Origin of the sequence: Achromobacter sp. Marseille-Q0513 (assembly GCF_018195695.1) — a bacterium.
Classification (GTDB): domain Bacteria; phylum Pseudomonadota; class Gammaproteobacteria; order Burkholderiales; family Burkholderiaceae_B; genus Achromobacter.
Map to the genome: position 1 here is coordinate 1 of NZ_JAGTJY010000587.1, position 392 is coordinate 392.

The following is a 392-nucleotide window of genomic DNA, read 5'->3' on the forward strand; positions in this document are numbered from 1 at the left end:
CATGATTTGGAAGCCATGCGTGCCCAAGCAGCTTGATCAAACACCAGCTTGGGACCGATGCCAAACAAATGCCATCCCAGCATGCCGCTATTTATTCTTCATCCCAAAAACTACCTGGCGGTGCATATTCCCCATTTCTCATAACCGCGCACCATCCGAAATTATCGTAGAACATTTCAAGATCAACAATTTCATATAGATCATCACCCATGGGATTTAACGTAATCAAGCTGTTGGAGTGGTGCGTATATTTTCCACCAGCACCAGCGGCGGCACGCTGCTCCAGTTCACGCCTATCCCAATCCAACACCGTACCAGACGATGCTGGAACAGTATCTGAAAACGATATCTCAAATTCCATTGATATTCTGCATACGCACGGAATCCTCTCT

At 46.7% G+C, this 392-nt stretch carries 1 protein-coding gene; it reads right to left on the bottom strand.

What is annotated here, in order from left to right; genetic code table 11:
* Positions 1 to 91: 91 nt before the first annotated feature.
* A partial coding sequence (locus KDH83_RS31875) for a hypothetical protein (protein ID WP_212323192.1) occupies positions 92 to 392 on the bottom strand: 301 nt, incomplete at its 5' end.